This window comes from Candidatus Foliamicus sp. (genome assembly GCF_965221325.1).
In the GTDB taxonomy this organism is placed as follows: domain Bacteria; phylum Pseudomonadota; class Gammaproteobacteria; order Steroidobacterales; family Foliamicaceae; genus Foliamicus.
Genome location: NZ_OZ244880.1, coordinates 182,871 through 206,569 on the forward strand (window position 1 = coordinate 182,871; position 23,699 = coordinate 206,569).

General features: G+C 64.0%; 19 protein-coding genes. 15 read left to right on the top strand and 4 right to left on the bottom strand.

All coding sequences use genetic code 11. The features are described 5' to 3' along the window. Positions 1 to 8 precede the first annotated feature (8 nt). The 6 genes from glyQ to ACWCOO_RS00905 all read left to right on the top strand — a co-directional run bounded on the left by glyQ (position 9) and on the right by ACWCOO_RS00905 (position 6,058). The gene (gene glyQ, locus ACWCOO_RS00880) at positions 9 to 941 is read left to right on the top strand and encodes a glycine--tRNA ligase subunit alpha (protein WP_446831095.1); all 933 of its coding nucleotides are present in this window, start codon (positions 9 to 11) and stop codon (positions 939 to 941) included. Between the two features lie 7 nt (positions 942 to 948). After that, positions 949 to 3,051, top strand: a complete 2,103-nt coding sequence (glyS, locus tag ACWCOO_RS00885) for a glycine--tRNA ligase subunit beta (RefSeq protein WP_446831096.1) — start codon at positions 949 to 951, stop codon at positions 3,049 to 3,051. A 40-nt stretch (positions 3,052 to 3,091) separates the two neighbouring features. Beyond that, positions 3,092 to 3,637, top strand: a complete 546-nt coding sequence (gmhB, locus tag ACWCOO_RS00890; protein WP_446831097.1) for a D-glycero-beta-D-manno-heptose 1,7-bisphosphate 7-phosphatase — start codon at positions 3,092 to 3,094, stop codon at positions 3,635 to 3,637. Further along, positions 3,637 to 4,359: a lysophospholipid acyltransferase family protein gene (locus tag ACWCOO_RS00895; protein ID WP_446831098.1), complete on the top strand. Its 723-nt coding sequence runs from the start codon at positions 3,637 to 3,639 to the stop codon at positions 4,357 to 4,359. Before gmhB ends, ACWCOO_RS00895 begins: the two co-directional genes overlap by 1 nt. A gap of 260 nt (positions 4,360 to 4,619) precedes the next feature. Then, entirely contained in the window at positions 4,620 to 4,955 is a 336-nt protein-coding gene (locus ACWCOO_RS00900) for a type II toxin-antitoxin system RelE/ParE family toxin (protein WP_446831099.1), read from the top strand. Further along, positions 4,955 to 6,058: an ImmA/IrrE family metallo-endopeptidase gene (locus ACWCOO_RS00905; protein ID WP_446831100.1), complete on the top strand. Its 1,104-nt coding sequence runs from the start codon at positions 4,955 to 4,957 to the stop codon at positions 6,056 to 6,058. The genes ACWCOO_RS00900 and ACWCOO_RS00905 overlap by 1 nt, the downstream gene beginning before the upstream one ends. Positions 6,059 to 6,138: 80 nt before the next feature. Here ACWCOO_RS00905 and gyrB read toward each other — a convergent pair whose 3' ends face one another. The 4 genes from gyrB to dnaA form a co-directional block, all read right to left on the bottom strand. Beyond that, the gene (gene gyrB / locus ACWCOO_RS00910) at positions 6,139 to 8,673 is read right to left on the bottom strand and encodes a DNA topoisomerase (ATP-hydrolyzing) subunit B (RefSeq protein WP_446831101.1); all 2,535 of its coding nucleotides are present in this window, start codon (positions 8,671 to 8,673) and stop codon (positions 6,139 to 6,141) included. Positions 8,674 to 8,868: 195 nt separating this feature from the next. Next, the gene (gene recF / locus ACWCOO_RS00915) at positions 8,869 to 9,924 is read right to left on the bottom strand and encodes a DNA replication/repair protein RecF (protein ID WP_446831102.1); all 1,056 of its coding nucleotides are present in this window, start codon (positions 9,922 to 9,924) and stop codon (positions 8,869 to 8,871) included. Positions 9,925 to 10,001: 77 nt separating this feature from the next. After that, positions 10,002 to 11,123 carry a DNA polymerase III subunit beta gene (gene dnaN, locus ACWCOO_RS00920; RefSeq protein WP_446831103.1) on the bottom strand — a complete coding sequence of 374 codons (1,122 nt, stop codon included), beginning with the start codon at positions 11,121 to 11,123 and terminating at the stop codon, positions 10,002 to 10,004. A 234-nt stretch (positions 11,124 to 11,357) separates the two neighbouring features. Further along, positions 11,358 to 12,722 (bottom strand): chromosomal replication initiator protein DnaA, encoded by a 1,365-nt coding sequence (gene dnaA, locus ACWCOO_RS00925; protein ID WP_446831104.1) that lies wholly within the window; start codon positions 12,720 to 12,722, stop codon positions 11,358 to 11,360. Between the two features lie 171 nt (positions 12,723 to 12,893). Here dnaA and rpmH point away from each other — a divergent pair, with 171 nt between their 5' ends. The 9 genes from rpmH to ACWCOO_RS00970 all read left to right on the top strand — a co-directional run bounded on the left by rpmH (position 12,894) and on the right by ACWCOO_RS00970 (position 23,695). Further along, on the top strand, positions 12,894 to 13,028 hold the full coding sequence (gene rpmH, locus ACWCOO_RS00930; RefSeq protein WP_446831105.1) for a 50S ribosomal protein L34: 135 nt from the start codon (positions 12,894 to 12,896) through the stop codon (positions 13,026 to 13,028). Between the two features lie 122 nt (positions 13,029 to 13,150). Then, the gene (rnpA, locus tag ACWCOO_RS00935) at positions 13,151 to 13,525 is read left to right on the top strand and encodes a ribonuclease P protein component (protein WP_446831106.1); all 375 of its coding nucleotides are present in this window, start codon (positions 13,151 to 13,153) and stop codon (positions 13,523 to 13,525) included. Then, the gene (gene yidC / locus ACWCOO_RS00940) at positions 13,513 to 15,186 is read left to right on the top strand and encodes a membrane protein insertase YidC (protein ID WP_446831107.1); all 1,674 of its coding nucleotides are present in this window, start codon (positions 13,513 to 13,515) and stop codon (positions 15,184 to 15,186) included. Before rnpA ends, yidC begins: the two co-directional genes overlap by 13 nt. Then, the gene (gene mnmE / locus ACWCOO_RS00945) at positions 15,132 to 16,475 is read left to right on the top strand and encodes a tRNA uridine-5-carboxymethylaminomethyl(34) synthesis GTPase MnmE (RefSeq protein WP_446831108.1); all 1,344 of its coding nucleotides are present in this window, start codon (positions 15,132 to 15,134) and stop codon (positions 16,473 to 16,475) included. The genes yidC and mnmE overlap by 55 nt, the downstream gene beginning before the upstream one ends. Before the next feature lie 59 nt (positions 16,476 to 16,534). Further along, positions 16,535 to 18,391, top strand: a complete 1,857-nt coding sequence (gene mnmG / locus ACWCOO_RS00950) for a tRNA uridine-5-carboxymethylaminomethyl(34) synthesis enzyme MnmG (RefSeq protein WP_446831109.1) — start codon at positions 16,535 to 16,537, stop codon at positions 18,389 to 18,391. After that, positions 18,382 to 20,019: a peptide ABC transporter substrate-binding protein gene (locus ACWCOO_RS00955; RefSeq protein WP_446831110.1), complete on the top strand. Its 1,638-nt coding sequence runs from the start codon at positions 18,382 to 18,384 to the stop codon at positions 20,017 to 20,019. Before mnmG ends, ACWCOO_RS00955 begins: the two co-directional genes overlap by 10 nt. Before the next feature lie 5 nt (positions 20,020 to 20,024). Then, positions 20,025 to 20,963 (top strand): oligopeptide ABC transporter permease OppB, encoded by a 939-nt coding sequence (oppB, locus tag ACWCOO_RS00960; RefSeq protein ID WP_446831111.1) that lies wholly within the window; start codon positions 20,025 to 20,027, stop codon positions 20,961 to 20,963. 19 nt (positions 20,964 to 20,982) lie between these two features. Beyond that, a complete protein-coding gene (locus ACWCOO_RS00965; protein ID WP_446831112.1) occupies positions 20,983 to 21,885 on the top strand; it encodes an ABC transporter permease subunit in 903 nt (300 codons plus the stop codon). 1 nt (position 21,886) lies between these two features. Further along, the gene (locus ACWCOO_RS00970) at positions 21,887 to 23,695 is read left to right on the top strand and encodes an ABC transporter ATP-binding protein (protein ID WP_446831113.1); all 1,809 of its coding nucleotides are present in this window, start codon (positions 21,887 to 21,889) and stop codon (positions 23,693 to 23,695) included. Positions 23,696 to 23,699 lie beyond the last annotated feature (4 nt).

Here is a 23,699-nt window from a genome sequence, read left to right on the forward strand (position 1 = left end):
CCCAAACCGTGTCCAGGGAGCGCCGGCGGCCCGCCGACTTCCAGACTCTGATCTTTCGCCTGGAAACGTTCTGGGCGCGTCACGGCTGCGCTATCGTCCAGCCACTGGATCAGCCCGTGGGGGCAGGCACATTTCATCCCGCCACCTTTCTGCGCGCGCTGGGCCCCGAGCCCTGGAGCAGTGCCTATGTGCAGCCCAGCCGGCGGCCCACCGACGGCCGTTACGGCAACAATCCCTTCCGGCTTCAGCACTACTACCAGTTTCAGGTGATCATGAAGCCTTCGCCCGAAAAGTTTCAGGACTGGTACCTGGACTCCCTTCGCCATATAGGAATCGATGTGCACAGCGAGGATGTGCGATTTGTGGAAGACAACTGGGAGTCGCCGTCGCTTGGGGCCTGGGGCCTGGGTTGGGAAGTGTGGTTGAACGGCATGGAGATTACGCAGTTCACGTATTTCCAGCAGGTGGGCGGGTTGGACTGCCGACCGGTAACCGGCGAGATCACCTACGGGCTGGAGCGGCTCGCCATGTACTTGCAGGGCGTGGACAGTGTCTTCGACCTGTTGTGGACGCAAAGGGGCCGGCCGGTGAGCTACCGCGAGGTATATCACCAAAACGAAGTGGAAATGTCGAAATTCAACTTCCAATTTGCCGACGCCGATTTGCTCTTCAAGCGCTTCGACGACTGTGAGCGGCAGTGCGAGCGGCTGAACAGCGCCGAGCTGCCATTGCCCGCCTACGAACAGGTGCTGGAGGCCTCGCACACCTTCAACCTGCTTGACGCCAGACGCGCCATTTCTACCAGCGAGCGGCAACGCTATATTCTGCGAGTGCGCGACATGGCAAGCGCGGTTGCCCGAAACTACGTGGCGGCGCGCGAGGCGATGGATTTCCCGCTGCTGCGAAACAAGACGGCGGCGCATAGCGCTAACGGGCTCTGATGCACGGATGAGGGTTTCCGATTTCCTGGTCGAGATCGGCGTGGAGGAGCTGCCGCCGAAAAGCCTGCCGGCTTTGGAACGCAGCTTTCGCGAGGCTTTTGCTGAGGGCCTGGAACAGGCCGGGCTGGCGTACGAGAGTGTGGAATCCTTTGCCGCGCCGCGCCGCCTTGCCCTGTTGGCGCGCAAACTGGCGGCGCGGCAGCCGGCTCAAGTCGTGGAAAGGCGCGGGCCGCCGCTGACGGCTGCCCGCGATGCGCAGGGTCAATGGAGCCGCGCTGCCGAAGCCTTTGCCCGCTCCTGCGGGTGCCGCCCGCAGGACTTGGACACCCTGCGCACCGAGAAGGGCGCGTGGCTGGCTTTCCGCGAGACCCGCGCCGGCCGCCCAGCCGCCGCGCTGCTGCCGGAAATTGTGACCGACGCGCTCAAGCGCCTGCCGATAGCGCGAGCCATGCGCTGGGGCGAGGGCGAGGTGGAATTCATACGCCCGGTGCATTGGGTGGTGATGCTGCGCGGCAAGACAGTGGTGCCGGCGAGAATTCTTGGCCGTCGCAGCGGGCGCGTGAGCCAGGGCCATCGGTTTATGGGCAAGAAGCGGGTAAGCCTGAAGGCGGCGCAAGACTATGCCGCGGCGTTGCGCCAGGAAGGCAAGGTAATGGCCGATTTTGCCGCCCGGCGCGCCACCATGCTCGACCTGGCCCGTAAGCAGGCCGCGGGCTTGGGGGGCAAGCTGGTCAGCAATCCCGCCCTGGAGGATGAGATTACCGGCTTGGTGGAATGGCCGGTGGCTCTGCGCGGCAGCATCGAGAGGCGTTTTCTGGAGTTGCCTGACGCGGCCATCATCGCGACCCTGCAAGAACACCTGCGATTTTTCCCGGTGCGGGGAGCGTCCGGGGGCTTGCTGGCGGGATTCGTGCTGATCAGCAACCTTGAAAGCCGGCAGCCGGAGTCAATCGCCGCGGGAGCGGAGCGCGTGGTGCGAGCCCGGCTCAACGACGCGGACTTCTTCTATCGACGCGACTGCGGGGAGACTCTGGCCAGCCGCCTTCCCGGCCTGGATGCGGTGCGCTACCAGGACCGCCTGGGGTCTCTGGGCGACCGAGCCGGACGTCTGGCAGCGCTGGCGGAGGACCTGGCGCCGGCGACCGGCGCAGAAACGGCGGCAGCGCGCCGCGCCGCACTGCTATGCAAGACCGACCTGCTGACCGGGATGGTCGGCGAATTCCCCGGCCTTCAGGGCACCATGGGCGAACACTACGCCAGAAAGGAAGGCGAAGACGAAACAGTCTGCGTTGCCATCGGTGAGCACTATTCGCCGCGCTTGGCCGGCGACCCTATTCCGGCCAGCGCCGCGGGCCGAGCAGTAGCGCTGGCCGACCGCCTGGACAGCCTTGCGGGGCTTTTCGCCACCGGCAAGCGGCCGAAGGGCGCCAGCGACCCCTTTGGCCAGCGGCGCGCGGCGCTGGGCGTGCTGCGTATTTGCATCGAGGGCTCCGTAAGCCTGGATCTTCCGCACATTCTGGAGCAGGCCATGTCTCGGCAGCCGCTGGAAATCCCCGACGAGCGCGAAGCCGCAGAGCAGGTGCATGCCTTCATGCTGGACCGGCTGAAAGCCTGGTACCTGGAGGGCCTGCACCCCGAAGCCTCCGATATGGTCGTCACTGCGGAACGGTTTGCCGCGGTGCGAGCCCGCAATCCGTCCTGCCCGCTTGATTTCCACCGCCGTCTCAAAGCCCTGCACGGATTTCTGGGGCGCGATGCGGCGGACGACCTGGCCGCCGCGAACAAGCGTATCGCCAACATCCTGCGCTCGGCGGACACCGACGCCGGCGATGTGGAAGCGGGTCTGTTGCGCGACGCGGAGGAGTCGGCGTTGCACTCCGCTTTCCTGCACCTGCTGCCGCAATTCCGCGGACAGTTGAAAGCGAGAGACTACGCAGGCGCTCTGGATTCGCTCTGTACTCTCGGCGAGCCGCTTTCCGGCTTCTTCGACCATGTGCTGGTAATGAGCGAGGAGCCTGATCTACGTCGCAATCGGCTTGCGCTGCTGGCAGGAATCCGCAACACGCTATTGCAGGTAGCCGACCTCTCGCTCCTGCCCGGCCGCAGATAGCCCTGGCCGTCATGTTTGCAGCGCTGCGGAGTGGGCCCGGTTGAAACGGCGGCTGGTCATTCTCGACCGCGACGGCGTGATCAACGAGGAGCGGGAAGACTACATCCGCAGCGTGGAGCAGTGGCGGCCACTGCCGGGCAGCCTTGAGGCAATAGCCCGTCTTCACCAGGCAGGACTGGCGATAGCTGTGGCCACCAATCAGTCAGGCGTGGGCCGGGGGCTGATGACCCTGGCGGCCCTCCAGGCGATTCACGACCGCATGTGCCAGGAGATTCGCGCAGCCGGTGGCGAGTTGGCCGGGATTTTCTTTTGTCCGCATGCGCCAACCGACGGCTGCGGGTGCCGCAAGCCGGCGCCCGGGCTGCTCGCTCAGATCGAAAGGAAACTGATGCTGGCGGTGGCGGGCGAGTACATGGTGGGTGATTCCCTGCGCGACCTGCAGGCCGCCAAGGCCGCCGGCGCGCGGCCGGCGCTGGTGCGCACGGGCTTCGGCCGCGCCACCGAGCGGCAGCTCGAGGATGCCGCCGGAACGCGGGTCTTCGACAATCTGGCGACCTTCACGGACTGGTTGCTGGAGACCCGTTGATGGCCCGACTCAGGGGCTGGCTTTTTTCCGCCCTGCTGGTGGTCAACACCTTCGCCGGCAGTCTTTGGGCCATCGCGCTCTGGCCGCTGCCGCACCGGGCGCGCTATTTCTTCGCGGTGCGCTGCTGGGCCCTGGCCAACCTGTGGCTGTTGCGCGTGATCTGCGGCGTGCACTGGAAGGTTCGAGGCGCCAGTCACCTGCCGGCCACACCCAGCGTAGTGCTGATGAAACATTCCTCGGCATTCGACATCATCGTTCAGGCCGTGCTGTTTCCGCGGCAGGTCTGGCTTCTGAAGCGCGAGTTGTTATTCGTGCCTGTTTTCGGTTGGGCGCTGGCGGCGGTGGGCTGCGTGGGCGTGGACCGCTCACAGGGCGCGCGCGCTATCCGGCAGGTAGTGCGCGCCTGCAAGGCGCGCATTGACCAGGGCCTTTGGGTAATGGTTTTTCCGGAGGGCACCCGCGTAGCTCCGGGCGAAACCGGACATTACGCACCCGGCGGCGCCATGATCGCCTCCGCCGCGCGCTGCCCCGCGGTGCCGGTGGCGCACAACGCAGGGGATCATTGGCCCCGGCGCAGCGCCAGGAAAACGCCTGGAACCATCCGCATAGCGATCGGGCCGCCGCTCGATACCCAGGGCGTCAGCGCGCGCCAGATCACCCGCAGCGCCAAAGATTGGATTGAAGAAGAAACAAGAACGATAAGAGAATATACGCGCATATAAGCACATGATGGCTTCTCTTATTGACTTAAGCGCAACGGTGCAAGAGGGCGTGCGAAAATGAGAGGCCGTTACCCCGGATAGCGCACCATTTTCGGGACCTCCGGGCGACAGATGGCGTGACTAGCGCATACTCACAAGCCAAACCTCAGCCATGCCCGCAGCAATTCAGTCCATGCCCGTCTGGAGCCTCCGCGTTCGATTGCTTTTTGATCTTTATGATGTAAACATATACGTAATGCGTAACGAAAACGAGAGGGTTATTGAACATCAGTTTCCGCAAAAAAAAGCTTGCGAAGACATTCAATTCAGCCAAGGCACTCAGGAGAGCGTACGGGGTTCGGATGGCCGACACGATCATGAATCGTCTTGCCGTCTTGAATGCCGCCCCTACGTTGGCACTCGTGCCCACAACACGGCCGGAGCGGCGGCACCAACTGCGGGGCAGACGATACGAGCAGTTCGCCGTCGATCTTGTCCACCCGTACCGTCTCGTTTTCGAAGCAGCTCATGACCCCGTCGCCCGCAAGGAAGACGGTGGAATTGATGTTGAACAGGTGACAGCGATCATCATCGTAGAGGTAGTCGACTATCACTGATGAAGGGGAAAATTATGGCGACAGTTACCAATCAGTTTCGGCCGGACTACACCGTGCCGCCAGGGCGAATCCTTCAGGAGCGGTTGGGCGCGGAGAGCATCTCGCATGCCGAGTTCGCTCGGCGCTGTGGCCGCTCTGCCAAGCTCATCAGTGAGATCATCGCCGGGAAAGCCCCGCTTGAGCCGTCGACAGCGCTTCAGTTCGAAAAGGTACTGGGCGTGGATGCAAGCGTCTGGCTTGGCCTTGAGACGGACTACCAACTCCATCGGGCGAGAGAGAAGGAAACCTCGCAAATCGCCCGATCTGTCGAATGGGCGGGTGCATTTCCAATTAAGGAACTCGTCAAACGTGGCGCAATCCTTGCGCCACGTTCCGAGTCGGACGCCCTCTCAAAGCTCCTGACCTTCTTTCGTGTCGGCTCGATCAAGGCTTGGCAGTTGAGATATGGCAAGGAGAACGCAGCATATCGCCACTCGCCCAGCTTCAAAAGCGATGAAGTTGCATTGGCGACATGGCTCCGCCTTGGAGAGATCCAGGCGGACGAGCAGGAGTGTAGCGAATATAACGAGACCGAATTCAAGCGCGCGCTGCGGGAAATCCGCCACTGCACCCGTGCACCAATCGAAGAATCTGTGTCCCACGTTCGGCAACTCTGCAATCGGTCCGGCGTTGCCCTTGCTCTGATAAAGCCATTGCCCAAGACAGCGCTCAGCGGCGCAGCCAAATGGTTGACTCCCAGAAAGGCGCTAATCCAGTTGAGTGCTCGCCACAATACTGATGATCACCTGTGGTTCAGCTTCTATCATGAGGCAGCACACATTCTTCTGCACAGCAAGAAGAACGTATTTGTCGATGACATGAAACAGGGAAATTCGAAAATCGAAATCGAAGCGGACGACTGGGCGGCCAAGATGCTGGTCCCACGGAGCCAGTGGAAGAGGTTTGTAACGAGCAACTTTCGTAGCAGGAGGGCAGTATGTGCGTTCGCCGAGGAATTGGGAATCGCACCTGGGATCGTCGTCGGGATGCTCCAGCACCAGGGCCTCCTTCCTTGGAGTCACTTAAACGGCCTAAAAGTCCGTTACCGGTGGAAAGATGACTAGCGGTTTCCACGCCTTTAGGACGAGGCACTGAGTGCGTAAACCGCTGAAGTGTGCAGCCCGTGTTGCGAATCCTTTTTGCGTTATATGTCGAGGTTGACTACGTTCAAGGCGTTGTCTTCGATGAACGCCCGGCGGGGCTCGACCTTCTCGCCCATGAGCGTGGCGAACAGCTTGCTGGTGGCGCTGGTTTCGTATTCGCTCACAAGTTCCACGCGCATCAGGCGGCGCGTGTCGGGATTCACCGTCGTTTCCCAGAGCTGCGCGGCGTTCATTTCGCCCAAGCCCTTGTAGCGCTGCAGAGTAACGCCACGGCGTCCTTGCTCCATGAGCCAATCAAGCGCCGGGCCGAACAGCGCAGCGTCATGGCTCGCGGAACCGCGGCGTGCCTGGGCTCCTTCGCCCATCAACGCGCTTAATTCCTGTGCCAGCGCGCGCACCGAGTGGTATTCCGGCGTCGTAAAAAGGGCGAACGGCAGCGCGCTTTCCTCTCCCACGGCATTTTCGGTGCGGACCACCGAGAAAGCGGTGGGGGACCCGCCGTTGCTTTGCACGGAAACATCCCACTTAACCTCGGGGTCCAGCTTGCCAAGGCAGGCCTGGAGCCCGGCGCCCCATTCCGCCATGTAGCCCGGGTCGTCCTGGCGCGCCAAATCCACCGGCGCCAGCTCAAGAAGACAGGCCAACACGCTTTCCTGCGCTCTTCCCCGCAGTCCCTCTAGGGAACGCCGCGCCTTGAGCACGCGTTCGGCCAGGCTACGCAAGTCGTCGCCGGCAATTTCCACAGCCCCGCCATTCACGCCGACGCTGGCCTCTTTCAACGCCGCTCCCAGCGTCCAATCGCGCAATTCCTGATCGTCCTTGAGATATTCCTCCTTGCGCCCGCGCGTGACCTTGTAAAGAGGCGGCTGGGCGATGTAAACGTGCCCCTGCTCAATCAGCGCCGGCATATAGCGGAAGAAGAATGTCAGCAGCAGCGTGCGGATATGCGAGCCGTCCACATCGGCGTCCGTCATGATGATTACGCGCTCGTAACGCAGCTTTTCTGCGTCGAAGCTGTCTTCTTCGCGCCCCACGCCGCAGCCCAGGGCGGCTATCAGCGTTGCTACTTCGTCCGAAGACAGCATCTTGTCGATGCGGGCCTTTTCGACGTTCAAAATCTTGCCGCGCAAGGGCAGCACGGCCTGCGTGCGTCGATCACGCGCCTGCTTGGCCGAGCCGCCGGCGGAATCGCCCTCTACCAGGAATATTTCCCGCTTTCGCGGGTCCTTCTCCTGGCAATCGGCCAGCTTGCCTGGAAGGCCGCCGACATCGCTCTTGCGGCGCGCAATATCGCGCGCCTTGCGCGCCGCCTCGCGGGCAGTGGCCGCGTCCACGATCTTGTCGATGATCGCTCGGGCCTGTTTCGGGTTTTCCAGCAGGAATTCGCGCAGCGCCTCGGCCACGGTCCGCTCCACCGCCGTCTTGGCTTCCGAAGAAACGAGCCGCTCCTTGGTTTGCGAGGAAAACTTCGGGTCGCGCATCTTCACCGACACCACGGCGGTAAGCCCTTCGCGCACATCCTCGCCGCGCAAGCTCAGGTTCTTGGCGCGGCTGCCGCCGTGCTGCTCGAGATAGTTGTTCAGGGTGCGCGTCAGGGCTGTGCGAAAACCTTCCTGATGCGTGCCACCGTGGGTCTGAGGAATGTTGTTGGTGAAAAAAGTGCTGTGCTCGTGGTATCCCGCATTCCATTGCATGGAGGCCTCGATTTCGAGCTCCACGGACAAGTCCTTGCCTTCTCCGTTTCCTTCCGTATCGTCCTTTCGCGCGGATTCCACTGCCTGCTCGCGTTTCACGTGGAACACTTGCGAGTGCAGGGGCTCGCGCGATTCATTCAGCCACTGAACGAACTCGCGGATTCCTCCTTCCGCGTGAAAGACAGCACTATCGCCTCCTTCTCGCTCATCGGCAAGCTCGATCGTTATGCCGCTGTTCAGAAACGCCAGTTCCCGCAGCCTGGCCGTGAGCACAGCCGCATCGAAGGCCAGGTTGGCGGCGAAAATCTTGGGGTCAGGCCGGAATCGAATCTCCGTCCCGCTACGGTCGCTGGCGCCGACTTCCGCCAAGGCGCTCTCCGGAATGCCCGTGCTGTAGCGTTGCCTGTAGCGCCGGCCGCCGCGATGCACAAGCAGTTCGAGCTCCGCGGACAGGAAGTTGACGACGGAAACGCCCACTCCGTGCAAGCCGCCAGACACCTTGTAAGCGCTTTCATCAAACTTGCCGCCGGCATGCAGGGTGGTCATGATCAGTTCTGCGGCCGAACGTCCGGTCTTGGCGTGTATGTCCACCGGAATGCCGCGCCCGTTGTCGCTGATTTGCGCCCCGCCATCGGCCAGCAGGCGTACCTGGATTCGATCGCAATAGCCCGCCAGCGCCTCGTCCACGGAATTGTCCACCACCTCGTAGATCAGGTGATGGAGCCCGGTGCCGTCGTCCGTATCGCCGATGTACATGCCGGGCAGCTTGCGCACGGACTCCCGGTCCTCCAGAACCTCGATCTGCTCCGCGCCGTAGGCCTTCGAAGCTTCGGTCTGTGCGTTATCCATCGTCACTTCAACGGCCCCCGCCAGTGTCTGCATGCGTATTCGTGTACGCGCCCGCAGCAGAAATTCCGCCCGGGAACCGGACAGCGCAAGCCAAGAGCAAAACGCATTTCGCCGCCACGCAAGAATCCTCTATTCAATCCGCCGAATGTGGGGAGACGGCGGGGGTTGGTGCAGCCCTCAGGCTAGCCCGCGCGATATCCTGGACACCCCCCTTCAGGCACTTCCGAATTATACCAGCGCACCTGCATCAAGGCGAAACTCCGAGCGCTTGAAATCGTGCGTGAACGGCGCCGTTTCCACTGCAGTTATGAACAATTGCGCCTGGACGCCCGTCATCGCCTGCAGCAGCCGGTTGGCGTGCTCCGCATCCAGTTCCACCAGCGGCTCGTCGGCTAGTACAACCGGCTTGGCGACGCCAGCTTCGACCAGCAATTCCGCAGCGGCCAGAATCATGGCCGCGGCCAGCAGCTTTTGCTGCCCCCTGGAGGCGACATACCTCGCCCGCTCGGACTCCAGGCGCAGCGCAATGTCGGCGCGCTGGGGCCCCAGCCGGGTCATGCCTAGCTTTCTATCGCCATCCAGGGACTCCCGCAAAGCTTCGCGCAAGGTTCGGTCGCGCGGCCATCCCCGCAAATAGTTCCAATCGACACGCAGCCCCAGCAACTGTTCCGCAATACGGCGAAAACGCGGCCGAAGGCGTTCTGCAATCGCCCGCCGCTGGCCTTCCATGGCTTCCGCCTCTGCACAGAATTGCTTATCCCATGCCGTCACGACGCCGGCCGCGGCGCGGAGACCCGCATTGCGCTGGCGGAGACTGCGCCGGAACCTCCGCCATGCTGCATGAAACGAGGGTTCCACGTGAAACGTCACCCAGTTCAGCAACTGCCGGCGCCGCTCCGGACCCCTATCAACCAGGTCCATGACCCGCGCATCCAGGTTCAGCACCGGCAGCGCGCGAGCCAGCGCCGCGCGCCGCGCGCCTGTTTCCCCATCCAGGCTTGAGAGAACCGCCCGCCCTTCAATGGTCACCGTCAACTCGTGCACGCCGCCCTCGCCGGCTACAGTTCCGGAAACGCGGGCCGCTTCCTGGCCATGGCGAATCAGTTGGCGCACATCACCGCCGCGGAAACCTCGGCCACGCGAAAGCAGAAAAATGCTTTCAAGCAGACTGGTCTTGCCGGCGCCATTGTGCCCGCTGACGAGGTTTCCTCGCTCGTCCGGCACCAACTCCAGCGCCTTCACGGCTCGGTAGTTGCGAACCCGCAGCTGCGTCAGCCGAGCCACTCGCCCGCTACTGCGCGCGCCTTGCCGTGCCGGGCGCCATTCGCTTGCCTGAAGGGGGCAAAAGTGCAGCGCGAACGCTACAACCTCATGGGCATTACGATGTGCTGCACACCAGCCTTGTCTGGGGCGCAGATCAGGACACTGCTGTTTCCGTCGCGCATATGCATCTCCACTTCGTCGGATTGCAGCGATCTGAGCACATCCGTCAGGTAAATCGCGTTGAAGCCGACCTTGATCTCCGGGCCGTGGTACTGCACTTCCACTTCGTCCTGCGCCTCGGCACCCTGACCTCCTTCGGTACTGATCCCGATGGTGTTTTCCTTCACGGCTATGGACACCAATGGAATCCTCTGATCGCGCACACCCCGGCTCTCGCGAGCCACCAGCGCTACCCGGCTCAGGGCTGTTTCCAGCGCCACACGATTGGCGAGCAGGGGCTTTTCCAGACGCTCGGGTATTACGCGCCGGTATTCGGGATAACGGCCCTCGACAAGCTTGGATGTCATCTGCCGGTCGCCAAGGCGGAAGCGCACCTGGTTCTCGCCCAGCGCCAACTGCACTTCCTCGCTGCCTGGCAACAGCGGTCGCAGGGCGTTAATGCTGTTGCGCGGCACAATGCCCCTGCTTTCAGCGCCGGCTCTGCATTCGCTTGTGTGCGAGCACGATAGCCGGTGACCGTCGGTGGCTACCAAGCGTAAGCCTTCCTCGCTTATTTCCATCAACATGCCGTTGAGGTAATAGCGGGGATCCGACTGCGCCATGGCGAAATGCGTCTCCGAGAGCATTCCCGACAGCAGCGCAGACGGCATCGAAACTTCCTGTGCACCGTTATCGAGGTCGAGTTGGGGAAAGTCCTCGGGCCGCAATGTTTCAAGCCGGCCCGAATAGCGGCCGGAGCGGACCGCAAGCTGATCTTCCTGCAACTCCAGTTCTATGCTCTTTCCGCCCTTGAGCGATCCGCTGATTCCCTGTAGCAGCTTGGCCGGCACCGTAACCTTGCCTTCCTCGCCCATGTCGATCACTTCGCATCGCGCGATGAGCGTCAACTCAAGATTCGTGCATGTTGCGACAAGCGCGCCCTTGGCGGCATCAAGGTGCACGTTACGCAATATGGCCATGGTGTCCGCCTGCGTTTGGGCCGCGCTGGTGACCGACTGCAGCAAACTGTGCAAGCGCTCTTGAGGAATGCTCAGTTTCATGAATCCTCCTTTATCATCTCTTCTTGAAAAGAAAGATGATGGTAATAGGGCCTGTGGATATCTGAATAATGGGTATAAACCATAATTGAATCAAAGGCTTGAGTGTAAATATCCTGTGTATGGCGGTGTGGGTTTCGAGTGGTCTTCACTGTGGGTTTCGCAACGCCGACCGCTCATTAGACAGGTTATCCACAAGCAACCCCGGGTTTGTCCGCAGATCCCTCCGTCCGCGGATTACTGCGCAAGGATACCCGCCAAGCTCTTGTATTGCTGATCCAAATTGTGGTCTGATCCTCGCAATTCCTGAATTCGGCGAACCGCATTGATTACCGTGCTGTGGTCGCGGCCGCCGAAACCCTCGCCGATGTCCGGCAGGCTGAGGTCGGTGTACTCACGAGCCAAGGCCATCGCAATCTGCCGTGGCCGCACTATGACCCGCTTGCGGCTCGCGGAACGGAGATCCGACGGGCGAATCTGAAAGTAATTTGCGACCAGCTTCTGGATTTCCTCAAGGCTGATCCGCCGGGCTACCGACGCGATATGGTTCTTGAGCGCTTGCCTGGCCAGCGCCAGGTCTATGGGCATGCCGCGGAATCGCGACAGCGCCTCCACGGTTCGATAGGCGCCCTCCAACTCGCGGACGCTGGAAAAGATGTGTTGCGCAATGAACATCGCCACCTCGCCCGGACAGTGCACATGCGCGGCTTCGGCCTTGGCCAGAACGATTGCGGCCCGCGTCTCCAGGTCGGGCGGTTCGATGTTCACCATCAGCCCCGAACCCAGGCGGGATATCACGCGCGTTTCGAGCCCGGCTACCTCGCGCGGCAGCTTGTCGCAGGTCAGAACGATCTGCCGGCCGTCCTGCAGGAGCGCGTTGATGGTGTGATAGAACTGCTCTTGCGAACTCTCCTTGCCTGCCAGGAATTGCACATCGTCGAGCAGCAGCGTATCCACCGAGCGGTACGAGCGCTTGAATTGCTCCATCAGCGCTTCGGAGCCGGAACGGCCGTACGAGGCGCGCACTTTGCGCAGCGCGCTCAGGTAGTCGTTGATGAATGTGTCCGAATGCACATAGGCCACCCGGAGTTTCCCATGCCCCGCCAGCAGCCGATGGCCAATGGCGTGCATCAAGTGGGTCTTGCCCAGACCGACCCCGCCATAAATCAGCAGCGGGTTGTAGGCTCGGTGCCTGGCAACGTGGCGCGCGGCGTCGTAGGCGACCTGGCTGGCCGGCCCGGCCACGAACGCTTCGAAGGTAAAGTGCGGTGTCAGCCGCGAGCCCGGCAACGGCGGCAGCGCCCGCGCCGGCGCCGGCGCCGGCGCTGCGGTTGAGGGCCGCCGCCGCAGCGGGCGGTCGAGAAGCTCGACATCGGCCTCTGTACCGCTTCTCTGACAGGCGTCCTGCAGCAGCTCCAGACAGTTGGCCTCCAACCAGCCCCGCACGAAGCGGTTGGGAGCGAACAGCTTCAGCTTTCCGTCGCTGAGCTGCGCCTCAAGTGGCTGGATGTAGGTGTTGTACTTTTCCTCGGCTAGCAATGGCTTGAGTTCGCGGCACACACTCTGCCAGAAATTGCTGTTTCGTTGTGTCGTGCCGGGCATGGATCAAGCGTTTTGACAGGGACCTGTCTCAAGTGGTTTGAGCGAGTTTATTCCACAACTGAACGCCAGAATCAAACCCCTTGCTTTCATTGACTTCGCGCCCAGCAAAGGCTATGCTGAGCGACCCTTGTGCGGCGGCCCGAACCGCGGCCGATTTGCCTACCAAGAGCTATGAAACGCACTTATCAGCCCAGCCGAATCAAGCGCAAGCGCACCCACGGCTTCCGCGCCCGCATGGCGTCGCGGGCCGGCCGGCTCGTGCTCAAGCGCCGGCGGGGCAAGGGGCGGGCGCGGCTGACCCACTGAACCGCCACGAGCTAGCGATCACCCGGAGCCGACCAGCTCCCCGTTCCGCCACCTGGCCCTATCGCGGAATTTGTAATATTATCAATAGTTTGCGATTGCCACGGCAAGGAGCTGTCCGAATCATGGCGAGGTCTCTGGATTTTCCGCGCAAACTGCGGCTGCTTACGGCTGCGCAGTTTCGTGCGGTGTACCAGGGCCGCGGTCGGGCCTTCGCCGGACCGCTGCAAGGCCGCATGCGCGCCAACGGTCTGGAGCACGCGAGGCTGGGAATGGCCATCAGCGTCAAGGTGGCTGGCGGTGCGGTGGCGCGCAACCGGCTCCGCCGGCAGGTGCGCGAGAGTTTTCGGCAGCATCGACATCGGCTGGCGGGCCTTGATGTGGTCGTGAGCCTGCCCCGCCGCGGTGCGGGCCGCGTGGGCAATCTGTGGCGCGTGTTGCCGCGGCTATGGGCCGCGGTGGCAGGGAAGGCGGAAGCGGTGGGCGCGTGGAAAGGCTGAGATTTCCCCTCTGGGCGCTGGTCGGCGCCATGCTGCTGTTCAGTTGGCAGGCGTGGAACCAGGACCGTGCGCGCGAACAGGCTCAGGCGCCTTCGACCGACATCGTCAGCGACACGCTGCCATCGGCCGAAGACCCCGAGCTGCCGGCTCTGCCGCCCGTTGCCGAAGAAGGCGCGCCGGAGGACACGGGACTGGTGCCGGCGCCGTCGGCGCAGGCGGCGCCGCCGCTGGTTCGCGTACATACCGATGTCATGGTCGTGGCGATCAGCGCCAGCGGCGGCGATCTGGTGGAAGCCGAGTTGCTGGCCTACGCGCAGGACAAGAAAAACGATGCGGTCAAAGTTCGGCTCTTGAGTGCGGCCCAGGGGTCAGAATATGTTCTGAGCACCGGGCTGCGCGCCGCGGAAGGCCGCCCCGAAGCCAATCATCGCGAGCGCTTTTCGAGCCCGCGCAGCGAATATCGGCTGGAAGATGGGGCGGAGGAGTTGGTGGTGCCGCTTACTTGGCGTTCGGATGGCATTTCGGTCACCAAGCGCTACCGTTTCCGCCGCGGCAAGTACTCCATCGGCGTGGAGCAGACGGTGCGCAACGACAGCGGCTCCGATTACGGCGCGGCCCCCTACGTGCTGCTGCGCCGCGTCCACCAGCCGCTCAAGCGCTCGATGTTCAACGTGGACTCCTACTCGTTTACCGGTCCCGTCTACTACGATGGCGACAGTTACGACCGGATGGACCCCGAAGACCTGGCGGAGGAACCGCTCAGCGAAACGGCGGTGGCCGGCTGGGTAGGTTCCATAGAGCATCATTTCGTGGCCGCCGCCATCCCCGAGGAATCGGAGCCGTACCGCTACGACGGCAGCTTTAACGGCGGCGCCTACCGCCTCAGCGCAATCGGGCCTCTGACGCGCGTGTCGCCCGGCGGCGAACACACCCATACGGCCAAGCTGTTCGTGGGCCCCAAGCTGCAGGAGCAAATGCGGGAGACCGCCTCGGGACTGGTGTTGAGCGTCGATTACGGCATCTTCACGGTGTTCGCCCAGCCGCTTTTCTGGCTGCTGGAAACCTTGTACGGCCTTGTCGGCAACTGGGGCTGGGCCATTGTGATGGCCACCTTGATTATCAAGACCGTGCTGTTTCCTCTGACCGAGGCAAGCGGCCGCTCGATGGCGCGCATGCGCAAGCTGCAGCCGCGGCTGAAATCGCTGCAGGAGCGATTCAAGGACGATCCGCAGGGCCGCAACAGGGCGATGATGGAGCTCTACAAGACCGAAAAGGTTAATCCGGCGGCGGGCTGCCTGCCGATATTCATCCAGCTTCCGTTTTTCATCGCCTTCTACTGGGTGCTGGTGGAGAGCGTGGAAATCCGCCAGGCGCCGTTTTTGCTGTGGATCAACGATTTGTCCTCGCGGGACCCGATTTTCGTGCTGCCGGCGCTCATGGGAGTGGCCATGTTCTGGCAGCAGAGGCTCAACCCCAAGCCACCGGACCCCATGCAGGCGAAGATCATGACGGCAATGCCGATCATCTTCACGGTGTTCTTCATGTTCTTCCCCTCCGGTCTGGTCTTGTACTGGCTCACCAACTCGGTTTTCTCCACCCTCCAGCAATGGCGGATCAATCGCCGAACCGAACAGGCGTCGAAGGGGCGGGCGGCACGATAGTCGCCTGCGCCACGCCGCCCGGCCGCGGCGGTGTGGCGGTGATCCGGGTTTCCGGAGCGGGCGTTCGGGGCATGACCGAGGCCCTGCTGGGGGAGCTGCCGCCGCCGCGCCGCGCACGCTTGACGGCGCTCGCCGACGCCTCGGGCGAGCCACTGGATACGGGGCTGGCGCTGTTCTTCCCGGGGCCGGCATCGTTCACGGGCGAGGACGTGCTGGAACTGCAGGTACATGGCAGCCCGGTCGTTTGCGAGTTGCTTGTCGCCAGAATATGCGACTTGGGCGCCCGCCCGGCGGGACCGGGCGAATTCTCGCGGCGGGCTTTCCTCAACGACCGTATGGACCTCTCCCAGGCCGAGGCGGTGGCGGATTTGATCGATGCCGCAGGTGCGGCGGCGGCGCGGGCGGCGGCGCGCAGCATGCAAGGCGATTTTTCGCGTGCGGTCGAGGCGCTGGTGACGCGGCTTACCCACCTGCGTACCCACCTGGAGGCCACACTGGACTTTCCCGACGAGGAGATCGACCCCTTGCAGGACGATGCCCTGAGTCGGGGTTTCGACGATCTGGGAGCGGAATTCGCAGCGGTGACGGAAGCCGCGGAACGAGGCCGCATCCTGCGCGAGGGGCTCAACGTGGTTCTGTCCGGCAAACCGAATGCCGGCAAGTCCTCGCTGCTCAACGCGCTGGTGGGCGAATCGGCGGCGATCGTGGCCGACGAGCCGGGCACCACCCGCGACCTGGTCCGGGTACAGGCCACTGTCGCGGGCGTTCCGGTAGAGCTGATCGACACGGCGGGGCTGCGCGACGCTGCCCAAGGCGTTGAGCGCGAGGGCGTACGGCGCGCGCAAGCCGCCAGCGAGCAAGCGGACCTGATACTGCATGTTTGGGACGCGGCGGCCGGCGAATCGGAACCGCAGCTTGGCGAGCGCGCGGTTTTGGTGCGCAACAAGGTGGATCTCAGCGGAGATCCTGCGGGGCGAGTCGGCCCCAAGGCGCTGAACGTGAGCGCCAAGACCGGCGCAGGGCTGGAAGCGCTGCGCGAGGTGGTGGTGGAGAAGGCCGGTGGCGCCCCGGAAGGCGCGTTCTCGGCGCGCGCTCGGCACGTGGAAAGCCTCGCCAGGGCGCGGCGCCAGTACCAGATAGCCGCGGGCTTGCTGGAACGGCGCGATGGGGCGGAACTGATCGCCGAGGAGTTGCGCTTGGCGCAGGAATTCTTGGGCGAGATTACCGGCGCCGTCAGCAGCGACGACCTGCTGGGCGAGATATTCTCCCAGTTCTGCATCGGCAAGTAGAATCAGCGCTCCTGATGAATGCGGCCGCAGCCAGCACGCGGCCCCGGAAGTTTCCCAAAATGCAGGCAAGGCGATTCGACGTGATCATTGTGGGCGGCGGCCATGCCGGCACGGAGGCTGCGCTGGCTGCGTCGCGCATGGGCGCGCAGGCGCTCTTGATCACGCACAGCCTGGACACCCTGGGCCAGATGAGCTGCAACCCTGCCATCGGCGGAATTGGCAAAGGGCACTTGGCCCGGGAAATCGATGCCATGGGCGGGATCATGGCGCAGGCGGCCGACTATGCTGGCATTCACTTTCGCCGCCTTAACGCGAGCAAGGGCCCGGCGGTGCGCGCTACCCGCGCCCAGGCTGACCGCTTGCTCTACAAGCGCGCCGTACGCCGCGCCCTTGAGGCCGCCGCCGGGCTGGCGCTGTTTCAGGACAGCGTGGACGACCTGCTGATCGGCAATGCCCGCGTGCGCGGTGTGCGGACCCGTTGCGGGATGCAGTTCGAGGCCCCGGCGGTGGTGCTCACGGTGGGGACTTTTCTGGCAGGCAGGATTCACCTGGGCGAAGCGCGCCAGGCGGCCGGCCGGGCCGGAGAACCTCCCGCCAATCGTCTGGCGCAGCGCCTGCGCGAACTGAACCTGCCGGCCGGCCGGCTGAAAACCGGCACGCCGCCGCGCCTGGACGGCCGCAGCATCGACTTTTCCGTGATGCGGCGCCAGCCGGGGGACAGCCCGCGGCCGGTCTTCTCCTTTTTGGGCCGCCGCGACAAGCATCCCCGCCAGGTGGAGTGTCACATTACGCACACTACCGAAGCCACACACGACATCGTGCGCGCCAACCTGCTGCGCTCGCCCATGCATAGCGGCGCCATCGAAGGCGTGGGCCCGCGCTATTGTCCGTCCCTGGAAGACAAGGTGGTGCGCTTTGCCGAGCGGGAGTCGCACCAGATTTTCGTGGAGCCCGAGGGTCTCTCCACCGACGAGGTCTATCCCAACGGGATCTCTACCAGCCTGCCCGCTGATGTGCAGCTCGATTTTCTGGCCACTATTCCGGGCTTCGAGCACGCTCGCATGACCCGGCCCGGATATGCCATCGAGTACGACTATTTCGACCCGTGCGCGCTGCGCGCAGGGCTAGCGACGCAAGCAATCGAAGGACTCTTTTTTGCCGGCCAGATCAATGGCACCACCGGCTACGAGGAAGCCGCCGCCCAGGGGCTGTTAGCCGGGATCAATGCGGTGCGGGCTGTGCGCGGGCAGCCACCCTGGACCCCGGGGCGGGAAGAAGCCTATCTGGGTGTGCTGGTTGATGACCTGCTCACCCGGGGGGTGACCGAGCCCTACAGAATGTTCACCAGCCGCGCCGAATATCGCCTGCGTTTGCGCGAAGACAACGCCGACACGCGGCTAACGCCGAAAGGCCGGGAGTTGGGCCTGGTGGACAGCAGGCGGTGGGGCGTTTTCTGCCGCAAACAGGAAGCCATTGCCGCCGAGCAGGCCCGGCTCGGAGGCCTCAAGGTTGGCGAACGGCGCGATTGCACGGCCTTGGAGCTGTTGCGGCGGCCGGATTGGGGCTACCGCCGGGTCACCGCCCTCGACGGCGTGCAACCCCGCGAGGAGTCGCCCGAGGAGTGGCCGGAGCTTGCGGAACAGGTCGAGGAGGCGGTGGAAATCGAAGCCCGATACGCCGGCTACCTGGCCCGTCAGCAGGCGGAAATCGAGCGCAACCGGCGTTTGCGTGGAACTGCCCTGCCGGCGGGAATGGACTATGGCGCGGTGCGCGGGCTATCGAACGAGGCCCGCGAGAAACTGACCGAGGTGCGCCCGGCCACCATTGGTCAGGCCGAACGGATCCCCGGCATGACGCCGGCGGCCGTATCGCAGTTGCTGGTTCATCTGAAGAAACGGGAGTTGCAATGCGCCTGACATCCTTGCCAACCGCCCTCGCCGCCGCCCTCGCGCTCAGCGCCTGCGGTTCGCAGGACATGCCGGTACGCCATGGCCCCATTGGCGGCGAAACCGGCGAGGAGTTGGCGGAAGTCCAGATTCTGCGCCGCGGCAACGGCACCGAGCCGCAAACCCTGGACCCGCACCGCGCCGAGGGCGTGCCTTCGTCCAACATTTTGCGCGACCTGTTCGAGGGCCTGGTGGGCGAAGCGCCCGATGGCACTCTGATTCCGGGCGCAGCCGAGTCGTGGGAGATATCCGCGGACGGCCTGACCTACACCTTCACCCTGCGTCCCGGCGGTCGTTGGAGCAACGGCGACCCGGTCACCGCACAGGATTTCGAGTATGGCTTGCGGCGCAGCGTGGACCCAGAGACCCTGTCGCGCTATTCCAGTGTGCTGGCGCCGATCCGCAACGCGCGGCCGGTGATTGCCGGCGAACTACCGCCCGAGGAGCTGGGCGTTGTGGCGGTGGACGACCGCACCCTCGTGATCGAACTGGAATCGCCCACCCCCTATTTCCTCGGCCTGCTGACCCACTCGACCTGCTACGCCGTGCATCCGCCGACGGTGGAAGCCCACGGCGCCAACTGGGCGCGAGCCGAAACGCACGTCGGCAACGGCGCCTACCGTCTGAAGGATTGGGTCGTGCAGTCGCACATTGATCTGACCCGCAACGTTCACTACTGGGATAACGCCAACACCACGATCGACGATGTCCGCTATTACCCGATCGAGAACCAGGACGCCGAACTGAAGCGCTACCGCGCCGACGAACTGGACATCACGAGCACGATCCCGCTCAAGCAGTTGCGCTGGATCCGCGAGAACCTGGCCGACGAGTTTCGGATCACGCCCTACCTGGGCACCTACTACTTCGGTTTCAACGTAACCAAGCCGCCTTTCGCCGGCCAGACCGGCCTGCGCCGGGCCATGTCGCTGGCCGTCGACCGGGAAATCATTACCGGCATCGTCAGTGGTTCCGGCGAACTGCCGGCCTTCAGTTGGGTGCCCCCGGTGCGCGGCTACCAGCAGCAAATCCCGGAGGAAGCGTTCTGGACCCAGGAGCAGCGCGAGGCGGAAGCGCGCCGTCTGTACGCCGAGGCCGGCTATTCGCGCGACAATCCGCTCGTCGTGGAAGTGATCTATAACACCTCCGACAATCACAAGCGCATCGCCATCGCCCTGGCCTTCATGTGGAAGCAGGTGCTCGGCGTAGAGGCCTCGCTCTCCAACCAGGAATGGAAGGTGTTCCTGGAAACCCGCAAGCGCAAGGAGGATACGCAGCTTTACCGCGCCGGCTGGATAGGCGACTACGAGGATGCATATACCTTCGCGCAATTGCTGGAGTCCACGAACGAACAGAACGACTTCGGCTACAACAACCCGCGCTACGATGCGTTGCTGGCGGTCGCTTCCGCCGAGCCGGACATTGCGCTGCGCGCCGAGCACCTGCAGGAAGCGGAGCGGGTTCTGCTGGCCGACCAGCCCCTCATGCCGCTCTACTTCTACGTTACCAAGCGGATGGTCAAGCCCTGGGTGCAAGGCTACGATGGCAATATCATGGACCATGTCTACACGCGCCACATGCGCATCCTGAAGCATTAACCTGAATGTTTCGGTATGCGGTAAGGCGCGTATTTGCGGCGATCCCGACGCTGCTGATTCTGATTGCCCTCGCGTTCTTCATGATTCGCGCCGCCCCGGGCGGCCCTTTCGACACGGAGAAAACCCTGCATCCCGAAATCGAGGCGAAGATACGCGCTGCGTATCGCCTCGACGAGCCACTCTACGAGCAGTTGGGCCGCTATCTCTGGGGTCTGGCGCAGGGCGATTTCGGGCCGTCCTTCCAGTACATTGACCGCAGCGTGACCGAACTGATCGGCGAAGGCTTTCCGGTTTCGCTGCAACTGGGCGCCTGCGCGATGTTGCTGGCGCTGCTGGTGGGAGTGACGGCCGGCGGCTGGGCGGCGCTGCGCCAGAACCGCTTCTCAGACCATGCCGTGATGGCGGCCAGCATGACCGGCATTTCCATCCCGAATTTCGTGGTCGGCCCGCTCCTGATCCTGGCTTTCGCGGTGTACCTCGACCTGCTGCCGGCCGGCGGCTGGCCCACGCAGGGCCTGCTGCAGCGCCTGCCCAACATGGTCATGCCGGTCGTTGCGCTGGCCTTGCCGCAGATTGCCTACATTGCGCGGCTTACGCGCGGCAGCATGATCGAGGTGCTGCGCAGCAATTTCATACGCACGGCCCGCGCGCAGGGGTTGCCGCAATCGACCATTCTGTTGCGCCATGCGCTCAAGCCCGGTCTGTTGCCGGTGCTTTCGTATCTCGGGCCCGCCACCGCGGCGGTCATTACCGGCTCGGTCGTGATCGAGCAGATCTTCGGCGTGCCCGGCTTGGGCCGCCACTTCGTGCAGGGCGCGCTCAATCGCGATTACACCCTGGTGATGGGCGTGGTGGTGTTCTATGGCGTGCTGATCATCCTGTTCAACTTCCTGGTGGACATTTGCTACGGCTTGCTCGACCCCAAAGTCCGCCAGCGCGATTGACTCCCCGCGACCCGCAGCAGTGAGAAAGACACGCAATAACCGCGAGGCGATCCGACAGGCGGCGGGCGCCGGCCGCGGCCTGCGCAGCGATGCCTGGCGGGCGCTGCGCCGCAACCGCGCGGCCATGACCGCAGCCGCCATCCTGGCCGTCATCGCGGTTTTGTGCACATTCGGTCCGGTGCTGACGCCGGTGGCATACGATTATCTGGATTGGGATTACGTTTCCGTTCCGCCCACGCTGAGCGGTTGGCATTTCTTCGGCACCGACGATCTGGGGCGAGACCTGTTTGCGCGCACCCTGGTGGGCGGGCGCATTTCGCTGATGGTGGGGCTGGTGGCAACCGCGGTCAGCCTGGTGATCGGCATCAGCTACGGCGCCATCGCCGGCTACCTGGGAGGCCGCGTGGACCAGGTGATGATGCGCATCGTGGACATCCTCTATGCCATGCCGTTCATGTTTCTGGTCATCCTGCTGATGGTGCTCTTCGGGCGCAACATCGCGCTGATATTCGTGGCCATCGGAGCGATAAACTGGCTGGACATGGCGCGCATCGTGCGCGGTCAGACGCTCAGCATCAAGCGGCGCGAATTCGTGGAGGCTGCCCAGGCCGCCGGCGTATCCACGCCGCGCATCATTCGCCGGCACATTGTTCCGAACCTGGTCGGCGTGGTGGCGGTCTATGTCACGCTCACGATTCCGCAGGTGATCCTGGTGGAGTCCTTCCTCAGTTTCCTGGGGCTCGGGGTACAGGAGCCCATGACCTCGTGGGGCGCGCTGGTCAACGAGGGGGCCAAGGCGCTGGAGAACGCGCCCTGGACCTTGATCTTCCCGGCCGGCTTCCTGGCCACCACGCTGTTCTGCTGCAACTTCATCGGCGACGGGCTGCGCGACGCGCTGGACCCGCGCGACCGGAGCGCCTGACATGACGCTGCTTGCGGTGCGTGACCTGCGCGTGGAGTTCGGCACGCCCGATGGCGTGGTCAACGCCGTGCGGGGGATCGACTTCGACGTCGAGGCAGGACGAACGCTGGGCATCGTCGGAGAGTCCGGCTCCGGCAAGAGCCAGACCGTGCTGAGCCTGATGGGACTGCTGGCGGACAATGGGCGCGCAGCGGGCAGCGCGCGCTTCGAGGGCCGCGAGTTGATCGGGATGCGGGACGAGGATTTGCGCGCTATTCGCGGCAAGCGGATCGCCATGATCTTCCAGGACCCGATGACGTCGCTCAATCCCTACCTGAAGATCGGTGTGCAGATGGCGCAGGTGCTGGAGTTGCACGAGGGCCTGAGCCGCCGCCAGGCGCTGGGTCGCTGCGGCGAACTTCTCGAAGCGGTGCGCATTCCCGACGCCGGCAAGCGCCTTGACACCTGGCCTCACGAACTCTCCGGCGGCATGCGGCAGCGCGTGACCATCGCCACCGCCTTGCTCTGCAAGCCTTCGCTGCTGATCGCCGACGAACCGACCACGGCCCTGGACGTGACGGTTCAGGCGCAGGTTCTGGCCCTGATGCGGGAACTGCAAAGCAGTTTCAATGCGGCCATCCTGTTCATCACGCATGATCTCGGGGTTGTGGCCGGACTCTGCGACGAAGTGCTGGTCATGCAGGATGGCGAGTGCCGCGAACGCGGCGACGTGGAGCAGGTCTATGCGCACCCGGCGCATCCCTACACGCGGCGGCTCCTGGAGGCGGTGCCGCGGCTGGATCGCGACGCGCGCCCGCGCACTGCGGGCCGAGGCGGCGGGACGCCGGCCTTGGCGGTGGATGGCCTGGATGTCGTGTACAAGCTCAAGCGGCCTGGCATGTTTGCGCCGGTTCCCGAGCTGAAAGCGGTCACCTTGAGCACATTCACCCTGGCCGCGGGAGAAACACTGGGCGTGGTCGGCGAGTCCGGGTGCGGCAAGTCCTCGCTGGCGCGCGCCGTGATCGGGTTGGTGCCGGCGCGCAGCGGACGGATAACCTTGCTCGGGCGGGACCTGCAGAGCGCCGACAAGCAGGCCTGGATGGCGGCGCGGCGCAATATGCAGATGGTATTTCAGGATCCACTGGCGTCGCTGAACCCACGCATGACGGCTCGCGAGATAGTGGCCGAACCGCTGGACGCCTGCCGCGCGGACTTGCCGCGCCGCGAGCGCGCCGAGCGGGTTGTGCGGATACTTGAGCGCGTGGGCCTCAAGGACGAGCAATTGGACCGCTATCCGCACGAGTTTTCCGGCGGGCAGTGTCAGCGCATAGGCATTGCCCGTGCCCTGGCTCCGGGGCCCACTGTGGTGATTTGCGACGAAGCGGTGAGTGCTCTGGATGTGTCCATACGCGCGCAGATCGTGGACCTGCTCATGGAGTTGCAGGAGGAGTTGGGGCTGGCGCTGATATTCATAGCTCACGACCTCGCGGTGGTGCGGCAGATCAGCCACCGGGTGGTGGTGATGTACCTGGGCCGGGCGATGGAAGTTGCGTTGAGTGAGCATTTGTATGGCAAGCCGATGCATCCCTACACGCGCGCGCTGATCGAGGCGGCGCCGATCCCCGACCCGGTGCTCGAACGCTCGCGCAAGCGGGAAATGCTCGAAGGCGAGCCGCCCTCTCCGCTCAAGCCTCCGCCGGGCTGCGCGTTTTCGGCCCGCTGTCCGCACGTGATAGACCGCTGCCGGCGGGAGACGCCGCAACTGCGCAGCGTCGGCCAGGCCATGGTGGCCTGCCACCGGGCCGAAGAGATAACGCCTTCCCGGGCGTGAGCCT